This window comes from Roseivirga seohaensis subsp. aquiponti (genome assembly GCF_001267955.1).
In the GTDB taxonomy this organism is placed as follows: domain Bacteria; phylum Bacteroidota; class Bacteroidia; order Cytophagales; family Cyclobacteriaceae; genus Roseivirga; species Roseivirga seohaensis.
This window is the reverse complement of record NZ_JSVA01000010.1, coordinates 295,788-313,630: the sequence shown is the minus strand read 5'-3', so window position 1 is coordinate 313,630 and position 17,843 is coordinate 295,788. Positions and strand designations below refer to the sequence as shown.

Genomic DNA, 17,843 nt, shown 5'->3' with positions numbered 1-17,843 from the left:
ATTACATGCGATTTGGGACGTTTATACCCAATAAGTTCATGTTTACTTTTATTGTTTCAGCAGCTAAAGCAGAAAGTCCGACACGGAATTTACGTTTTTCTACATCGTCTTCACTGAAGATAGACACTTCGGCATAAAAGCGATTGTATTCTTTAGCAATATCGTAAACGTACTGAGCAACCACGGCTGGAGAGTATTCATTTGCTGCCAAAGCCAACTTTTCTGGGTATTGGCTAATGGCATAAATTAAATCCCTTTCGGTTTCGTGCAAATCGGTAATCTGGTTGTAATCAATGGCTGCAATATCAATATCGAGCTGTACAGCTTTGCGAACAATAGCACTGATTCTAGCATATGTATACTGAATAAAAGGGCCAGTATTGCCTTGAAATTCAATCGACTCTTCAGGGTTGAAAAGCATTCTTTTCTTAGGGTCTACCTTTAGCAAGAAATACTTGATCGCCCCCAAACCTAAAGTCTCGTATAAGGCGTTTGCTTGTTCTTCAGTAAAACCTTCAATTTTGCCCAATTCTTCTGTTCGGCTTTTGGCGGTATCGGCCATTTGCTGAATCAAGTCATCGGCATCTACTACGGTTCCTTCTCTCGATTTCATTTTTCCTGAAGGAAGGTCTACCATGCCATAAGACAGATGATAACAGGCTTCTGCCCATTCATAACCTAATTTTTTCAGAATAAGGAAAAGCACCTTAAAGTGGTATTCTTGTTCATTTCCTACGGTGTAAATGAGTTGAGAAAGATCAGGGTAATCTTCATAACGCATAATGGCAGTACCAATATCTTGCGTCATGTATACCGAAGTGCCATCACTTCTGAGCAATAGTTTTTGATCTAAGCCCTCATCGGTTAGGTCTACCCAAATAGAGCCATCTTCTTTCTTATAGAAAACTCCTTTTTCAAGACCTTCCATTACGCGGTCGCGGCCAATAAGGTAGGTATCACTTTCGTAATAAAGTTTATCGAAATCAACGCCCATGCGCTGATAAGTATCTTCGAAACCCTCATATACCCAACCGTTCATTTTTTCCCAAAGGGAATAAACTTCAGGGTCTTTGGCTTCCCATTTCAGTAACATTTCTTGTGCCTCCACAAAAATAGGAGCCTGCTTTTCAGCAGCTTCTTTTTCTACTCCATCGGCAACAAGTGCAGCAATTTCTTCTTTATAGGCTTTATCAAAAGCCACATAGTATTTTCCTACCAGGTGGTCGCCTTTGATGCCTGCTGCTTCTGGTGTTTCGCCTTCACCAAATTTTAGCCACGCCACCATCGACTTACAAATGTGAATTCCGCGATCATTGATGATCTGCACTTTCACTACTTTGTTACCATTCGCCTTTAATATTCGAGCTACCGAATTACCCAAAAAGTTATTTCTGAGGTGGCCTAAGTGAAGCGGTTTGTTGGTGTTTGGTGAGGAATACTCCACCACCACAGTTCTATTCTTTTCTTCAATGCTGAAAACTGGAGAATCGGCAACATTTGCTCCATTAAAAATCTTGGCAAACAAATCTACCTGCGACCCTTCTGAAAGCTCTAAGTTCAAAAATCCCTTCACCACATTATAATCGGCCACTACATTAGAAAGATTAGCTTTTAGATACTCTCCAATGGCCTGCCCTGTTTGCTCAGGATTCAGCTTAGAAATCCTTCCATAAGGAAAGGTGACCAAGGTGTAAGTTCCGGCAAAATCTTTTCTTGTGGCTTGTAGAGCAATTTCTTCAGCAGAAATTGAATGATTGTATAGTGCTGCAAACGCAGCCGAGATTCCTTCTTTAATTTGTAATTCCATTCCTAGAAATTCTGGATCAATGACTCAGTTGTAGCCTCGAGTATTTCGAAGGCATTATTGGCCATTCTGTTTTCGGTGTCCAAAGTTGGGTTAACCTCTACGATTTCCCAACAACAAACACGCTTATCTTTAATTAATTCGATATTCAATTCAAGCGCTTGTTCTTTTGAAAGCCCCTCTGGCACGGGAGTTCCTGTACCTACTGAAACGGAGGTGTCTAAGCTATCTACATCAAATGAAATGTAGATTTGATCGCAGTCTTTCAAGATTTCTAAAGCTTCTTTCGAAACCTGCTGAATACCCTTTTCGGTTACTTCGGCAGTGGTAAAGTTTTTAATACCATACTTTTCCATTAAGTAGTCCTCAGGAGATTCAGTGTCGCGAACGCCAATAAAAACAACATCCTCAGGTCTCATTTTTGGGCCACGCATACCAATAGATTTAATGCGTTCCCAAAGGGCTTCTGTTTCTTCTTCAACATCGTTTTGCTCGCACTCAACATTGTCGATAGCCGTAGCCATAGCCAAGGGCATGCCGTGCATGTTGCCAGATGGTGTAGTATAAGGCGAATGGAAATCGGCATGTGCATCAATCCAAATAGCGCCTAAACGTTTATCAGGATCGGCTTTTTTTATGCCTGCAATTGTACCTGCGGCAGTAGAGTGGTCTCCTGCCAAAACTATAGGAAATAAACCTTCTGAGCGAAGATCGCTTACAGCATCACAAACGCGCTTGAGTACAGTATAAACACCTTCCCCGTATTTTGCATTCTTAAACTTAGGTTCTTGAAACAATAGCTCATTTTCGTTTTTCACCTTTATAGGCTGAAAACGCAAAAAGAAGTCGGAACGCTTTCCTAAGCTGGCCACTTTCATGGCGTCAATTCCCAAACTCGCTCCTCGCGTACCAGCTGCTAGCTCCGATCTTACTTCAACTAAGCGAATCTTTCTCATGTTTTTAGTACTTTAATTACCAACCCAATACGTATGCAAAAACCAATGGTGCCACAATTGTAGCGTCTGATTCAATAATGTATTTTGGTGTATCCATATCCAGTTTTCCCCAGGTTATTTTCTCATTTGGAACCGCACCAGAATAAGAACCATAACTTGTAGTAGAATCTGAAATTTGGCAGAAGTAACTCCAGAAAGGAATTTTATCCATTTCCATATCTTGATAGAGCATTGGCACTACGCAGATAGGGAAATCACCAGCAATACCTCCACCAATTTGGAAGAAGCCTACTCCTTTTCCTTCTGAATTTTTCACATACCAATCAGCTAAGAATGTCATGTACTCAATACCCGACTTCATGGTGGAAGGCTTCAACTCACCTTTAATACAATAGGAAGCAAAAATATTTCCCATGGTAGAATCTTCCCAGCCCGGAACAATGATTGGAATATTCTTTTGGGCTGCTGCTAGCATCCAGCTATTGGCTGGGTCAATTTCATAGTATTGCTCTAAGTCACCAGAAAGCAACATTTTGTACATGTACTCATGCGGTAAAAATCTTTCGCCTGCTTCTTCGGCACCTTTCCATTGTTTAAAAATTTTAGATTGTAAACGTCTGAAGGCTTCCTCTTCTGGAATACAGGTGTCTGTCACTCTATTCAATCCTTGCTCCAATAAATCCCACTCGTCTTGAGGGGTTAAATCTCTGTAATTCGGAACCCTTTTGTAATGCGAATGTGCTACAAGGTTCATAATATCTTCTTCTAGGTTAGCACCCGTACATGAAATGATAGCTACCTTGTCTTGACGAATCATTTCAGCAAACGATTTTCCTAATTCTGCAGTACTCATAGCACCAGCAAGTGTCACCATCATTTTTCCGCCTTCAGCCAAGTGAGCATTGTAGCCTTTGGCGGCATCAACCAAACTGGCAGCGTTAAAGTGTAGGTAATGCTTTTCAATAAAATCGGATATCGGTTTCTGAGACATATTCATTTAATTTTTATACACGTTCTAGTTCTATTCAGATTAAATTTTATCACTGAACGGCCTGCAATTTGCTAAAATTCGCTGACTATTTCATATTCAAAAACCATTCTCTGAAAGCTCTCTAATCTATCTTTTTCATACAAGCTCAGAAAAAGAAGTGGGGAAAGCAAAATAGCCCTACAAGTAATTTATTATCAATTTATTAAGCTTAAAGCCCCAGCAAACACCTAAAAGCATTCAGCTTATAATAAGCCCGAGCATATTTTTTTTGACTTATGAATTAACATTTGATTGGCAAGCTTTCTTTTAAAAGTTTAGAAATTTCTAATATTGCACCTTTCGAATTATGTAAAAGTGGTAGATGAAAAGTTATTTTGACCTTATTGACCAGACCTTTGATTTCCCTACAGAAGAATTTAAGGTGAATGGCAAATACTTAGAATTTCACGATGTTCCATTGAAGGACATTATTAAAGAACACGGAACGCCATTAAGGTTAACTTATCTACCCAAGATTTCGGAAAATATACAGAAAGCTAAAAAGTGGTTTGAAACTTCTATTAAGAAACACAAATACCAAGGGAGCTATACTTATTGCTATTGCACCAAATCATCTCACTTTAGTTTTGTGTTGGACGAAACCATTAAAAATGGTTGTCAAATAGAAACTTCTTCGGCTTTCGATATTCCAATTGTGAGAAGTTTACACGCCAAAGGCAAAATTGACAAAGATATTCTAATTGTGTGTAATGGTTTTAAAAGACCACTTTACACCCAATATATTTCAGAATTAATCAATGACGGATTTACCAATTGTATTCCTGTATTAGACAACATGAATGAGTTGGATGTGTATAAAGATTTGATCAATGAGGATTTTCAAGTGGCTATTCGTGTAGCGGCCGATGAAGAGCCAAATTTCGAGTTCTATACATCGCGTTTGGGAATTCGCTATGGTGACATTACCAATTATTACAAAGAACATATTGAAGGAAGCCGAGCGTCATTAAAAATGCTGCACTTCTTTATTAATACTGGAATTAAGGATACCGCTTATTACTGGAGCGAATTGAGCCGTTTTATGTATAAATATTGCGAGCTTAAAAAGATATGCCCAACACTAGATACAGTGGATATTGGCGGAGGTTTCCCGATCAAAACTTCGCTTACATTCGAATATGACTACCAATATATGGTAGATCAAATTGTGGAAAATATCAAATGGATTTGTAATAAGAGCAATGTTCCTGTTCCGAATATTATTACTGAATTTGGAAGCTTTACTGTAGGCGAAAGTGGTGCGTTTATCTACTCTATTCTTGATCAGAAATTACAAAATGACAAAGAGCTTTGGTATATGATTGATGGCTCATTCATTACTCATTTACCTGATGCTTGGGGTTTAAGCCAAAAGTATATTCTACTGGCCATCAATAAATGGGATCATCCTTTCCATAAAGTAAATATGGGTGGGCTTACTTGCGACAGTATGGATTACTATAACTCCGAAGCCCATACTTCTGAAGTGTTTATGCCGCTAATTGAAGAAGACGAAAACCTCTATGTTGGTTTCTTCCACACTGGCGCTTACCAAGAGTCATTAGGTGGTTATGGTGGTATTCAGCATTGTTTAATTCCTGCGCCTAAACACGTTTTGATTGACCATGATGAAAATGGAAAAATCAGAAGTCGTGTATTTGCAGAAGAACAAGTGGAAGAAAGTATGTTGAAGACTTTAGGATACTAAAAGGTGTTGAGGTGTTGAAGTAATTAGCCTTCATCAAAAAAAATATCGGGGACTAGGATGCATTGGCAGCTTAGTCCCCGATTTAGTTTAAAACAAACTCTTTACATTTTCTGGTGGGCGACCTAGAACAGCTTTATCTCCTTTTACCACAATAGGCCTTTCTATAAGGTTAGGATATTCCACCATCGCTGCAATCCATTCATCTGCATTTAGCGTTTTGCCCTTGAATTGCTCTTTATAAATCGCTTCTGATTTACGAACGATTTCTTCAGCCTTCATTCCTAGTTTTTTTAGAATTTCACGCAGTTGATCTTCTGAGGGTGTTTCTTTTAAATACTCTACTATGGTAAGCATTTCACCACTTTCTTCAATTAACTGAAGTGTTTGCCTGCTTTTTTGGCAGCGTGGATTATGATATATTTTCAACATAATTAAAGGTTTTAAATTTCTAATTGAGCAATTTTAAAGTATGCTGTTTATTCAAAAATCAGCTTGATCTAACACTTCAAAAATAGAAATATGACCGCTGACTTACGTTATCCAATCGGAAAATTTGATCCTCCTGCCAATATTACGCTTTCTGATATTGACGGATACATTAACCGAATAAAAGACACGCCTGAAAAACTCAAAAAAACGATTGAAGGTTTTACAGAAGAGCAACTCAATACGCCTTATCGACCTGAGGGCTGGACGGTTAGGCGGGTAATTCACCACATAGCAGATAGCCATATGAATGCTTATATCCGTTTCCATTGGGCTTTAACCGAAAATTCTCCTCGAATAAAAGCCTATGATGAGAAAGCTTGGGCGGAACTATCCTATCAGAATCATGTGCCTTTAGAGGTTTCTTTAAACCTACTCACAAACTTACATGAGCGTTGGATTCATTTACTAAAAAACATGTCGGAAGAAGATTTCAGTCGAAAATACATTCATCCAGAAGGAAACAAGGTTTATGTACTCAGAACAGTTGCGGCCATGTATGCATGGCATGGTGACCACCATACGGCACATATTACTTCATTAAGAGAAAGAATGGGCTGGAAATAGTGGTACAAAAACTCTCCAAAAGTTATTAATATATTATCAGCTTGTTGTACACTAAAACACAAACTCTTTGAGAGTTACTTAATAAATTGGAAATAGATTTTGGTACTTTAGTACGACCATCAAACTCAAAAAAAAGAAAATGAGCGATACCAAAAAATCAATTTACGGAACCATCGGTTGGTTTGATTTAACTGTACCCAACGCCACAGAAGTAAAAGACTTTTACGCCAAAGTAACGGAATGGAAACCTGAGCCTGTCTCGATGGGTGAATATGATGACTACAACATGACTGCCAATGGTGAACCTAAAGCAGGTGTATGCCATAAACGTGGGGGCAATAGCGACATTCCTTCTCAATGGATGATGTACATTAATGTTCGAGATTTAGACCATAGCAGGTCGGAATGCACGGCCAATGGTGGAAAATTGGTTACGGATATCAAGAGTGCTGGCAGTATGGGGCGCTATTGTTTTATTGAAGATCCTGCAGGCGCAGTTTGTGCACTTTTTGAGCCAAAAGAGGCTTAGTGTTATCCATAACCAAAACTGGAGGATCAAGCAGCAATCCGAAAAAGAAATTTCTTCGTAAGTTTATTTTTTCCAAAACCAACCTATGAAAGCCCTTTTCCCACTCGTATTTATCTTCTTCGGTTCGAATACCAATCCTGAACCCAACTGCATAGAATGTGATCAAGACCGACAGTACATATGTGCTTCAAACACCTTGGCCATGAATTTCAAGCTGTGCATGGATATGGCCGAAGTATCTGGACGGATGTACAAAATCTATCTGTTAGACCTGAAAAAGGAGTATGGTGTCACTGGGGCTGAATACACCTCTAGCTTACCCGATTGGAAACTTTGGGAGCAGCTTTACCCGGGGAAAACGGCTACTGAAATTTCCGAATTATTCTTTGAAACCACCACTTTTGCTTTGGCTCCAATGGTGGGCGTTAGCTACGACCAAGCGGTAAAGTTTGCAGCCTGGAGAACGGAAGCTTTCCGGAAAGAGCTAGACAGTATGGACGAAAGGGACAGAGCGGATTTTCCTAAAAAGTTTGAATTCAGATTACCCACTCCAGCCGAGTGGTCTAGAATGAGATTTATGACCCAAGAAAAGGGTATGCTTAAACAAGTGGATAAAATTGCCTCGGCTTATGAAAAGGAGTTCAAAACAAGTAAAAATGATGTACTGAGCAGCAGCAATAAAGTCCACGATGTTTTCTACAACATGGATCAAAAGCTAGGCTTATTCGGCTTACACGACAATGTAGCTGAAATGACTTCTGAAAAAGGAATAGCCATGGGCGGAAGTTGGAACAACAAAAGCACCAGAGCCGACTTCAATAAAAAATCGGAATACAACACCCCTCAGGCTTGGTTAGGTTTCAGATGTATTTTTGAAATTATTGAGTAAATGAAGGGTTTTGTCAAACGGGCATTCAGCAACCTATTATCGGGTACGGCTTCGTTTTTCTTCATCTTTTCAATTCTACTTTTTTTACCAACATGGGGTGGCTCTCTTAGGTTTTTAGGCTACGCATTAATCTATTCCTTACTAGCTCTTCTTTTTAGGAGGAAGACTAACCGTACTAAAAACAAAATCGGTATTCTAGCCTTGAGCTTTACCCTTCTCTTTTTTCTATATAGCTCTAGATCAATCGAAGTTCATGTTATAGGGGAACCCACTAACATCTATATATTAACGGATGTACCAAATGCTCCTGAAATACATTCACATTTTCAATTGAAGAAAAAGCTAAAAATAGATTCAACATATATTCTTAAAACCTCATCTTCAGTCAAAGATATTGACCTAAAAATCAAAGTGATAAATGAATTAGGTAATAAAATTGGGTCAACTGGAACTGTTTATAGGTATGGAAAATGCCAAGATGCAGCTGCTCTTGTTTCTATTCAAACAATTTATCTTTTTGATTCTACTAAAGAAGAAAAACCAAGTCAACACATTTACTCTTCACTACTCAGTGAACAAGCGCAGTTATGTTCATCCTTGCTTAACCAATAATGTCTAAAACTTATTTGTTAGTCTTCCTCAACTGCTCCAACATTCCTTTTAAATCTTGCTCAGAGAAAACCTTTCTACCTAAAACTAGCGTATTGATTGCTTGAGTGTTGGTAATATCTTCCAACGGATTGGCATTAAGAATGAGTAAATCCGAAGATTTACCAGTCTCCACCGAACCATAGAAATTTTCCATTTTCATGAATTTAGAACCATTGATAGTCGCGGTGCGAAGTGCTTCGGCAGGGGTTAAACCAGCCGCCACCAAAGCCGCTAATTCTTGGTGAAGCGAAATGCCTTGGTAGACGTAGGAGTTAGACGCCCCCGAATCGGAACCCGCCAAAAGCGAAACTCCGGCAGCCTGCATTTTAGGAATCAGTTTTTCAAAAGTACTGTTCAGCTCATGTCTTTCTGCAACGGCTTTTTCATTCGCTCGCATGGCACTTCTAATTCTCCCCTGATAAGTTTTGATAATTCCATCGCCTACATAATTCAAATATTCGTCATTTTCATGATTGTCCCTATCTAAATAGGAAAGCGTATTTCCAATATGTTTGGTAGGCACCACATAAGTATTGTTCGTTTTGAGCATCTCAAAAACAGTTTGCGCTTGAGACTCATCATATGTAGCAATCAGTTTATCCATAGAGCCCCAGAAGCCAGCTTTTCCATCAATTACATCTTGAGTGATTTCTTTTTCTTCGGTCGAAGCGCCTTTGAGAATGTAATAAAGATGTTCCACAGAACCCAAGCCCGCATTTACCGCATCTTCCAACATTACCGTAAAAGGCATATGGCCCGAAGTGGTAATTCCCCTTCTCTTTGCTTCTTCAATTATCCAGATGTAAGCTTCTTTAGAAATGGTACTGTCATAAATTTTAATGAAGTCAACACCCATGTTTTCGAGAGAATCCACCGCTTGAATTACTTCCTCCTTGGTTGTTACAGGAATAGAACCCGCCCAAGTAGCTCTGGGGCCATCTAGCTTTGGTCCAGAAGTAAAAATTACTGGGCCAGTAAGTGTACCTGACTTGATTTCTTCCCGCCACTTAAAAATTTCAGAAGTCATATCACCACCAGCTTCGCGAACACCCGTAACGCCATTAGCAATAAATAAAGGGAGCAAGTTCTTATTCTCTTCAATCAATTCTTCCCCACCTCTAAAATGCACATGCATGTCCCAAAGCCCAGGGATAACGAATTTACCCGTAGCATCAATGGTTTTGGCAGCGGTGTAGTCATTATTGCTTCCAGCTTCGCGAACAAAAATGATCGTGTCATTTCGAATCCCAATCTGCTGATCAGGCATCAACTGACCCGTTTTTACACCCACCACATTGGCATGATCAATCAGTATATCAAGCTTGGTTTTTTCTGAAGTAGAACAAGAAAAGAGAAAGGCAGTAAGGAGCAATAGAGAGAGCTTTTTCATAATCAGGTTTCGGAATAATACCCTAACCTATTCATTATTAAGCAGCTCTGAAATGGCTATTTTTTGAATGGCACTTTGGAGTATGGAGTATTGAGTATATAGAAATGGGCTTTCGTGACCTAGCAGATTGCCTCTCCTTATGCCTTCGAAACAAGCTTCAAACTCAGCTCATAAAACAGTGTATCGATTGGGTTTCTCAAAAAGTCAGCTGGGAGCTCCTTTTCATCAATTTGCTGAAATCCGTGTTTTTGGTAGAATCTTTGAGCGGCTTTAAATTGAGTCATCGTGCCTAAATAGATCCACTCAAGCTGATCTTTCTCGGATTCATCAATAGTAGTTTGGAGTAACTGTTTTGCAACGTTGTGAGTTGCACCTCGAAATTCCTTTTTGAGCATCATCTTCTTTAAAATTCCATACTCATGTTTAATGATAATCAAAGCAATTGTCCCAATCACCTTACCATCGAACAAAGCCACCCAATACTTATGCAGAAAAGTAACCGAATTGCTTTTTTACCCACTCATAATAGGCTCTGAAAACTCGTTTGCAATTTCTTGCATCATGAGGTCAATACCAGCCTGATATTTTGATTCGTATGGAACAATTTCTATCATGTGAATTTCTAATGCGAGGAGGAAATTTAACGCTTCACCCCCTTATTCTGAAACTTAAAATTTAGTACCGAAGCTGGAGTAGCTAAACCTGCTTTGCAGTCTTCATTCTTAACCACTCTACCTGGATGGGTTTCAATTTCCAACACCCCTGCCCAAACATCGAGGTCAAGATCAAAAGTTTCGTCAACCGCGCCTTCATCACGCACTTTAGCAGAAGCTTCTGTGATGTCAATGCCGATGACCAGGGTACTGTTCAATTCCTTTTCATTGGGCTCGCGAGCCTCTGCCCAGCGACCAGCAATAATATTTTCAGTGATGATTTCTAATGCTTCCATTTTCTCAGCAGGATCTTCAATCAATACAGACGAGCCAAAAACCACCACCGACCTATAATTCACCGAATGATGAAATACCGAACGTGCCAGCACAAGCCCATCCAAATGAGTGACTGACAAACTCACTTTCTCTTGCTCCAAAAGCGAAAGCATCATTCTGTTCTTCATCGAACCATGAATAAAAAGTCGATCTCCTTTTCGACCATAGGCCGTTGGAATTACAATGGCTGCGTTTTCATGCACGTAGGGCACGTGACAAAGAAAATGGGAATCGAGAATTTCGTAGACCAAAGCCTTATCGTAGTGTGCTCTCTTGCTTCCTCTGGTTACTTTATTGTAAGTAGATTTAGAAAATTCAGACATAATATTGTTGTTATATGCTACGAATATCTAAATTGATCGGACTATTAGAGCAACCCACTTCGATACAATTAAGTAGTCCACTATGGTTTCATTTAAGAATTTAATCCATATAGATCGCAGCGCTGAAACTCCCATCTATCTTCAGCTGCACAACGCCATTATTAAAATGATCAAATCGGGAGTCATCCAAAGTGGCGCAAAACTACCGGGTACTCGAAGTCTTTCCATGCAAATTGGTCTGCATAGAAAAACCGTGATTGCCGCCTATGACGAATTGATGGGGCAAGGATGGATTACCGCTATTCCAGCCAAGGGCACTTTTGTAAGCACTAAACTTCCTGAAGTAAAACCACGAGGCAAGGGTATTGAACAGGGACCAGAATCAGCGGCTGGTTTTTCTTTTGAAGCCAGAAAGCATCTTCATCGCCCTTATGCACAACTGCCTTCCATGCTTACGATTGATGAAGGAATTCCAGATGTTCGGATTGCGCCCATAGTGGAGATTTTACGCCATTACCGCAGTATTATTTCGCGCAGTTACAATGCCAAGTATTTGAGTTATGGCTCATTTTTCGGAGATGATTCCCTTCGGGAAATTTTAGCCAACTACCTCCAAGAAACCCGAGGGATTGCCTGCCAAAAAGAGAATATCTTGATCACAAGAGGAAGCCAAATGGGAATGTATTTGGCTTCGCAATTGATTCACCAAAAAGGAGGTTTCAGTATTGTGGGGGAAACCAATTACATTGCCGCAAACTTGACTTTAACCGATGCTGGGGCTTCTCTGCTTCACGTACGTGTGGATGAAAACGGCTTGAATACCAATGACATTCAAGCGCTCTGCGAAAAGCATAAAATCAAATCGGTGTATGTTACTTCCCATCATCACCACCCCACTACGGTAACGCTTAGCCCCGAAAGAAGGCTACATTTAATCGAGCTAGCACATCAATATGGCTTTGCCATTTTGGAAGATGATTATGATTACGACTTCCATTATCAACGGGCTCCGCTTTTGCCTTTAGCCAGTGCTGATGAAGGAAATCATGTGATTTATATGGGAGCGGTTTGTAAGATTATTGCGCCAGCCATTCGAGTGGGCTACATGGTAGGGCCAGCTGACTTTATTTCAGCAGCAGCGCATTTAAGAAGAACGATTGACCGCCAAGGAGATACCATATTAGAAAGGGCTTTGGCTCAAATGATTGAGCAAGGTGACCTTCAGCGGCACAGTAGAAAAGCACTCAAACTTTATCACGAACGGAGAGATCATTTCCATCAATTGCTCACAGATCATCTTTCAGAATTCATCAGTTTTCAGGTTCCCGAAGGCGGAATGGCCTTTTGGGTTACACTTAGAGAGGGTTTGATCTGGGAAGCAATTGCTAAAACTTGCTTGGAAAATGAATTGGTAATTCCAGACTGGAAAAACTACGACAGCCATAATTCAGGCCATAATGGTATCCGTTTGGGCTTTGCTTCTTTAAATTTTGAAGAACAAACAAAGGCCGTTCTCATTCTTAAATCAGCAATGAAAAAAGAAAATGAAAATTAATTTCTAGAAATTGTCTCCTGCTCAACATGGCTTTCGTCAATAGGGTGAATCTCAAAAAGAGAACTCGATTTTAAACCATAATTTTTTAACACAATGAAAAAGTTTTTATACCTGTTTAGAGGTGGCGATGCAAGAATGGCCGAAATGTCTCCAGAAGAAGTTCAAGCTGAAATGGCCAAATGGGGTGAATGGATGCAAGGTTTGGCCGAAAAAGGTCAATTGATTGATGGATTACCATTGAAAGCGGAAGGTATGCAAGTATCAAAAGGAGGACAGCTAATTACCGATGGGCCTTTTGCCGAAGGTGCCGAAATTGTTGGTGGTTACTTGATGGTAAACGCTACCGACATGAACCAAGCCGTAGAAATATCGAAAGGTTGCCCAATCTTAAAAGCCAAAGATGGGCATATCGAAGTAAGAGAAATTGCTGATATGTAAAGTTTCAAGAGAAGTCGCTTTTGAACATTCAGGGCGACTTCTTTTTTAACATAAACTCGGGGACTTTAAAATACAGCAAGAACCCTCCAAAAGTTGGTGTTATATTCTCATTCAGAGCAAATGAGTTCATCTGAACTGTGAATAAGAACTTTTGGAGGGTTTTTCTACGCAAAAGCTCGGCTATAATTGTTTTTGGTTGTTTTATTAATCGACCCCAGGTTTTTGAAAAACTACCTCACTTTCGCCTTTTTAATCATTCTAGCAAACAAGCCCGGAACGAATCGTTTGGCATAAGCTCCATAAGATTCTCTGCCAATATAAATTTCACGCTTTTCTTTTTTGATCGCCTTGATGATGGCTTTAGCACAATCTTCAGCGGAAATCCCTTTGGCTTGGGCATCGTCCATCACATTGGCTTTTGAGCCATCGCCTACCAGCGCATTCACCGACACATTGGTTTTTACGAAACCCGGTGCGGCTATCGTTACTTTGATTCCGTCATCTTCCAATTCGGCACGAAGACTATCGTAAAAGCCGTGAAGCGCATGTTTTGTGGCTGCATAGCCAGAACGATAAGGCGTTCCGAAAATTCCAGTCAAACTCGTCACCACTACAAAATGGCCACTCCCCTTTTTGAGCATATGCGGAAGCAGGTTTTTGGCCAAAGCAATATTCCCAAAGTAGTTGACTTCCATCAAATTTCGATCTACTTCAAGTTTAGTATCCTTCACCAAAGAGCGCTGACTGATGCCGCCATTATTAATTAGAATATCCACCTGACCGAAAAGTGCAATGGCTTGGTTGGTCTTGGTGGCCAAGCTATCGGCTTCGGCTAAATCAAGGGTAAGGATTTTGATGTTGTCTTGATTGGAGCAATTAGACTTTACCCTTTCTAATTCGGTCTGTCTACGGGCAGAAAGAATCAGTTGTGCACCTTGCGAAGAAAGCTGCATGGCCAAAGCTTCTCCAATTCCTGAAGAAGCGCCTGTGATCCAAATAGTTTTGTTAGCTAAAGACATTTATTATGGAATTTGACTCATGGCTTAACTTTCCAAAAGTTCGAACTTTTGGAAAGGTTGGCAAAAAAGACATCACTTTCGAACATAAGTTACAAAGTCGAAAGCATATTTGTGCTTTTCATCTGTACCATGATACTCCCTTCTTTCTTCCTTCCATTCACTTTTATCGAATTTAGGGAAGAAGACTTCGGCATCATCAAAAGAGGCTTGTACTTCGGTAATCAACATTCTATCTACCAATCCCTTTTCAATGGCTTCGGTATAAATTTTTCCACCGCCAATAATCATGCATTCGCTCAACCCCTGTTTTTCGCAATAGACCAAAGCCTCTTCTAAGCTGTGCGTTACTACATGGCCTTCGGGCATTTCAAAATCTTTATTTCGCGTAATCACCACCGAAGTACGGTTAGGCAAGGGCTTGCCAAGCGACTCATAAGTCTTTCGCCCCATCAGAATATGATTTCCTGAGGTCACTGTCTTGAAGAATTTGAAATCATCGGGCAGTCGCCAAAGCAAATCGTTGTCTTTGCCGATGGCGTAATTCTCTGAAATCGCTACTACAATGGTCCTTATCATAATTGTGTCCCTCTTAAAAACGATTCAATATCCATTCGTTTTTTTCCTTCCATTTGCAATTCGGTAATGGCCAAAGCGCCCGTTCCGGTTTGAATATGAAGGAAAGTTTTATTGTCTGTTTTGTATTCGCCTGGTTCAGTTTTTTTACCTGAGTCTATTTTTTTGGTAGCGAAGATTTTGAAATTCTTATCATTAATAGTTGTCCAAGCTGCGGGATAAGGCGATAAACCTCGAATGAAATTATAGACTTCTTCGCTCGATTTCTTCCAGTCGATCTCGCAGGTTTCTTTAAATATTTTTGGCGCATGTTTAATCTCCACCGACTCGTCTTGTGGCAGTTGCGGATAATCACCTGCTTCAATGGCACGAACCGTTTTGAGCACCAATTTGGCGCCACGGTGCATTAGCCTTTCATATACATCGCCTACATTGTCTTCTTCGCCAATGGGTTCTTTTTCTTGGAAAATAACATTCCCAGTATCAATCTCATGTTTTAGGAAGAAGGTGGTTACGCCTGTCTCCTTTTCACCATTAATAATCGCCCAATTGATAGGAGCAGCCCCTCGGTATTGCGGCAATAAAGAACCATGTAGGTTGAAAGTACCAATTTCGGGCATGTCCCAAACGGCTACGGGCAGCATTCTAAAAGCCACCACAATTTGCAGGTTGGCATTGTAGCTTTTTAGCTCTTCTAAAAACTCTGGCGACTTTAAATTGGTAGGCTGCAACACAGGAATATCCTGCGAAACGGCATAATCCTTCACGGGCGTAGTGGTTAATTTTTGCCCCCTGCCTTTCGGACGGTCAGGTGCAGTCACAACGGCCACCACATTGACGCCATTTTCTACCAAAATTTGTAAGCTAGGCACCGCAAACTCAGGCGTGCCCATATATATAATTCTTAAGTCTTTCATATTCGACCCATATTTCTATAAATGTAAATTCGCTCATTTATCTCATCAGCCGGGAGGTTATAATCTCCTATACTAAGGTTAAAAACATTGTTTAAGGTCTTTATTTTCAACACTTGATCTTCCCTGCCCGCTACTCCAAATGTAGCTTCAATTTCAATAATTTCGTTCCAACCAAACCTATCCTTACCGATGGTAATCCCCTTTTCATGCAGAGTAATAATTATTTCATTTTTATTAACCAGATTTTTTAGAGCCTTTACTAGCCTCAGTAAACTAAATAAAACAATTATTCCCCCAATTATATTTCTGCCTGACAGAATCAGATACACCCCTACCGAAACCATGAAAACAGGCAAAACAAGGTTGAAAACAGTATTTACTATAGGGTATTTTAGAACTGTTGTCTTGGGTAGGTCTGTTTTATCAATTTTGAGAAACGGTATTCTGTAGTTCTTGTTTTCTAGTTCTATCAGCTGATTCCTTTGACTTCTACTATAAATAATCGTACGATTAAAGAAATTACTTTCTGGCCATATTATGTTAGCCTTTACAGCTTCATTTTTAAGTAGTTCAAGGTCATTTACATTGGAATAGGCCCAAACCTTCCATCTTGCTACCGATAAACTCCAGTAAAGCCAACTTAATATAAAACCAGAAAGCAGGCCTAAGAGGGTGAAATATTCTGAATACCCAAGTTTTCTTTGGAAAGAAAGGAAGACGCCAATGGTTGTGATCAGAATAATTATTACAGGTAGATTAATAACTAACTGACCCCGTGTAATAGCCTTATTTACAAGTTTCTGTTCGTTCATTCAAAATCTCTATACAACAAATATTGCTTCCGCTTGGCCTTGTAAGCGTTCAAATCTCCTTGCCAAGTCGCTTTAATTTCTTCCTCGGTCATTCCGGCCTCGATCTGCTTTTGCAGTTCGGCAGTTCCAGCCAAAAGGGTAAGGTAATCTTTAAAGAATTCCGTTTTGTCTTTTAAGGCTTTGTAATAAGTAATCAAATAGCGCAGCGTAAGCTCATGCGGTTGATCTACTCCAGAAAAGCTTTGACCGAAGCATTCTTTGCCTTCCAGTGGTGGATATTTAGAGCCTTCATTGGGTTGCGGAGTGAAAGTGTAAGAACCCAAACTAAAGTCAGGGTGGCCAATCACTTCGAAAGGAAAATCGGTTCCTCGGCCTACGCTCACTACCGTGCCCTCAAAAAAACCGAAGGAAGGATAAAGCGCAATTGCATTGTCGGTCGGTAAATTGGGCGAAGGTTTTACAGGCAAAGAATAAGTAGCATTATGGTCCCAGCCTTTCATTTTTATGACGGTTAAATCAGCTTTTACGCCATTTTCTAACCATCCTTCTCCATTAATCATTTGCGCCAGTTCGCCCACCGTGAGGCCATGAACCACCGGAATTGGATGCATTCCAACAAAAGAATTGACACTATCCTCTTTTACAGGGCCGTCAATGTACATGCCGTTCGGGTTGGGCCTGTCGAGCACAATAACTTGCTTGTTGTTTTCAGCTGCGGCCTCCATAATATAATGCATGGTACTGATAAAGGTGTAAAAACGAACCCCCACATCTTGAATATCGAAAATGAGAACGTCCACATCTTCCAACATTTCTGGCGTTGGTTTTTTATTGCTACCGTAAATCGAAACGATTGGAATGCCTGTTTTTTCGTCTTTAGAATCATTAATTTTTTCACCATCTGGCGCTTCGCCCCTAAAGCCATGCTCAGGTGCCATTACCTTTTTTATATCGACACCTAAGCTGCTGAGCGTGTCGACCAAATGCGTTTGACCCACCATAGAAGTTTGATTGACCACCAAAGCCACTCTTTTTCCTTCCAGCAAGGGTAAGTATTCCTGCATTCTTTCGGCTCCTACTTGAAGGGCTTCCTTTTGCTCGGTTTGCGATTGACAGCCAAAACATGTGATTAAAATAAAAAGGGCAAATAGCAGTCTATTCATTCGGTTCGTTATCTTTGAAATTTAACGGTAGCATCAAAATTAAC

19 protein-coding genes are annotated in these 17,843 nt (G+C 40.1%); 7 read left to right on the top strand and 12 right to left on the bottom strand.

Annotated features, from left to right (window positions below; translation table 11 throughout):
- Position 1 precedes the first annotated feature (1 nt).
- Genes argS through OB69_RS10915 form a run of 3 tightly spaced genes read right to left on the bottom strand, consistent with a single transcriptional unit; the run spans position 2 to position 3,751 of the window.
- A complete protein-coding gene (gene argS, locus OB69_RS10925; protein WP_053223758.1) occupies positions 2–1,807 on the bottom strand; it encodes an arginine--tRNA ligase in 1,806 nt (601 codons plus the stop codon).
- A gap of 2 nt (positions 1,808–1,809) precedes the next feature.
- Complete coding sequence (locus tag OB69_RS10920) at positions 1,810–2,760, bottom strand: arginase (protein WP_053223757.1); 951 nt, start codon at positions 2,758–2,760, stop codon at positions 1,810–1,812.
- Between the two features lie 16 nt (positions 2,761–2,776).
- Complete coding sequence (locus OB69_RS10915) at positions 2,777–3,751, bottom strand: deoxyhypusine synthase family protein (protein ID WP_053223855.1); 975 nt, start codon at positions 3,749–3,751, stop codon at positions 2,777–2,779.
- 361 nt (positions 3,752–4,112) lie between these two features.
- Here OB69_RS10915 and OB69_RS10910 point away from each other — a divergent pair, with 361 nt between their 5' ends.
- On the top strand, positions 4,113–5,498 hold the full coding sequence (locus tag OB69_RS10910) for a type III PLP-dependent enzyme domain-containing protein (RefSeq protein WP_053223756.1): 1,386 nt from the start codon (positions 4,113–4,115) through the stop codon (positions 5,496–5,498).
- Positions 5,499–5,585: 87 nt separating this feature from the next.
- Here the strand turns inward: OB69_RS10910 and arsC are convergent, their stop codons facing one another.
- Positions 5,586–5,927, bottom strand: a complete 342-nt coding sequence (gene arsC, locus OB69_RS10905; RefSeq protein ID WP_053223755.1) for an arsenate reductase (glutaredoxin) — start codon at positions 5,925–5,927, stop codon at positions 5,586–5,588.
- 90 nt (positions 5,928–6,017) lie between these two features.
- On the opposite strand from arsC, the gene OB69_RS10900 reads away from it, so the two are divergent.
- The 4 genes from OB69_RS10900 to OB69_RS10885 all read left to right on the top strand — a co-directional run bounded on the left by OB69_RS10900 (position 6,018) and on the right by OB69_RS10885 (position 8,581).
- On the top strand, positions 6,018–6,551 hold the full coding sequence (locus OB69_RS10900; RefSeq protein ID WP_053223754.1) for a YfiT family bacillithiol transferase: 534 nt from the start codon (positions 6,018–6,020) through the stop codon (positions 6,549–6,551).
- Between the two features lie 139 nt (positions 6,552–6,690).
- On the top strand, positions 6,691–7,080 hold the full coding sequence (locus OB69_RS10895) for a VOC family protein (protein ID WP_053223753.1): 390 nt from the start codon (positions 6,691–6,693) through the stop codon (positions 7,078–7,080).
- Positions 7,081–7,165: 85 nt separating this feature from the next.
- Positions 7,166–7,969 carry an SUMF1/EgtB/PvdO family nonheme iron enzyme gene (locus OB69_RS10890; protein ID WP_053223752.1) on the top strand — a complete coding sequence of 268 codons (804 nt, stop codon included), beginning with the start codon at positions 7,166–7,168 and terminating at the stop codon, positions 7,967–7,969.
- Positions 7,970–8,581, top strand: a complete 612-nt coding sequence (locus tag OB69_RS10885; RefSeq protein ID WP_053223751.1) for a hypothetical protein — start codon at positions 7,970–7,972, stop codon at positions 8,579–8,581. It begins immediately after the preceding gene.
- A 10-nt stretch (positions 8,582–8,591) separates the two neighbouring features.
- Here the strand turns inward: OB69_RS10885 and OB69_RS10880 are convergent, their stop codons facing one another.
- From OB69_RS10880 to OB69_RS10870, 3 genes are all read right to left on the bottom strand, one after another.
- On the bottom strand, positions 8,592–10,010 hold the full coding sequence (locus OB69_RS10880) for an amidohydrolase family protein (RefSeq protein ID WP_053223750.1): 1,419 nt from the start codon (positions 10,008–10,010) through the stop codon (positions 8,592–8,594).
- A gap of 137 nt (positions 10,011–10,147) precedes the next feature.
- Positions 10,148–10,486: a GNAT family N-acetyltransferase gene (locus OB69_RS10875; protein WP_053223749.1), complete on the bottom strand. Its 339-nt coding sequence runs from the start codon at positions 10,484–10,486 to the stop codon at positions 10,148–10,150.
- Between the two features lie 164 nt (positions 10,487–10,650).
- Positions 10,651–11,322: a pyridoxamine 5'-phosphate oxidase family protein gene (locus tag OB69_RS10870; protein ID WP_053223748.1), complete on the bottom strand. Its 672-nt coding sequence runs from the start codon at positions 11,320–11,322 to the stop codon at positions 10,651–10,653.
- A gap of 82 nt (positions 11,323–11,404) precedes the next feature.
- Between OB69_RS10870 and OB69_RS10865 the strand changes: the two genes are divergently transcribed.
- Together OB69_RS10865 and OB69_RS10860 are read left to right on the top strand one after the other, a co-directional pair.
- On the top strand, positions 11,405–12,877 hold the full coding sequence (locus tag OB69_RS10865) for an aminotransferase-like domain-containing protein (RefSeq protein ID WP_053223747.1): 1,473 nt from the start codon (positions 11,405–11,407) through the stop codon (positions 12,875–12,877).
- A 93-nt stretch (positions 12,878–12,970) separates the two neighbouring features.
- A complete protein-coding gene (locus OB69_RS10860; protein WP_053223746.1) occupies positions 12,971–13,315 on the top strand; it encodes a YciI family protein in 345 nt (114 codons plus the stop codon).
- A gap of 230 nt (positions 13,316–13,545) precedes the next feature.
- Here the strand turns inward: OB69_RS10860 and OB69_RS10855 are convergent, their stop codons facing one another.
- From OB69_RS10855 to OB69_RS10835, 5 genes are all read right to left on the bottom strand, one after another.
- Positions 13,546–14,334 (bottom strand): SDR family oxidoreductase, encoded by a 789-nt coding sequence (locus OB69_RS10855; RefSeq protein ID WP_053223745.1) that lies wholly within the window; start codon positions 14,332–14,334, stop codon positions 13,546–13,548.
- 72 nt (positions 14,335–14,406) lie between these two features.
- A complete protein-coding gene (locus OB69_RS10850; RefSeq protein WP_185096900.1) occupies positions 14,407–14,910 on the bottom strand; it encodes a dihydrofolate reductase in 504 nt (167 codons plus the stop codon).
- Positions 14,907–15,824, bottom strand: a complete 918-nt coding sequence (gene fmt / locus OB69_RS10845; protein WP_245620802.1) for a methionyl-tRNA formyltransferase — start codon at positions 15,822–15,824, stop codon at positions 14,907–14,909. The genes OB69_RS10850 and fmt overlap by 4 nt, the downstream gene beginning before the upstream one ends.
- Positions 15,821–16,636 (bottom strand): hypothetical protein, encoded by an 816-nt coding sequence (locus OB69_RS10840; protein WP_053223744.1) that lies wholly within the window; start codon positions 16,634–16,636, stop codon positions 15,821–15,823. The genes fmt and OB69_RS10840 overlap by 4 nt, the downstream gene beginning before the upstream one ends.
- Complete coding sequence (locus OB69_RS10835) at positions 16,633–17,799, bottom strand: exo-beta-N-acetylmuramidase NamZ family protein (RefSeq protein WP_053223743.1); 1,167 nt, start codon at positions 17,797–17,799, stop codon at positions 16,633–16,635. Before OB69_RS10835 ends, OB69_RS10840 begins: the two co-directional genes overlap by 4 nt.
- Positions 17,800–17,843 lie beyond the last annotated feature (44 nt).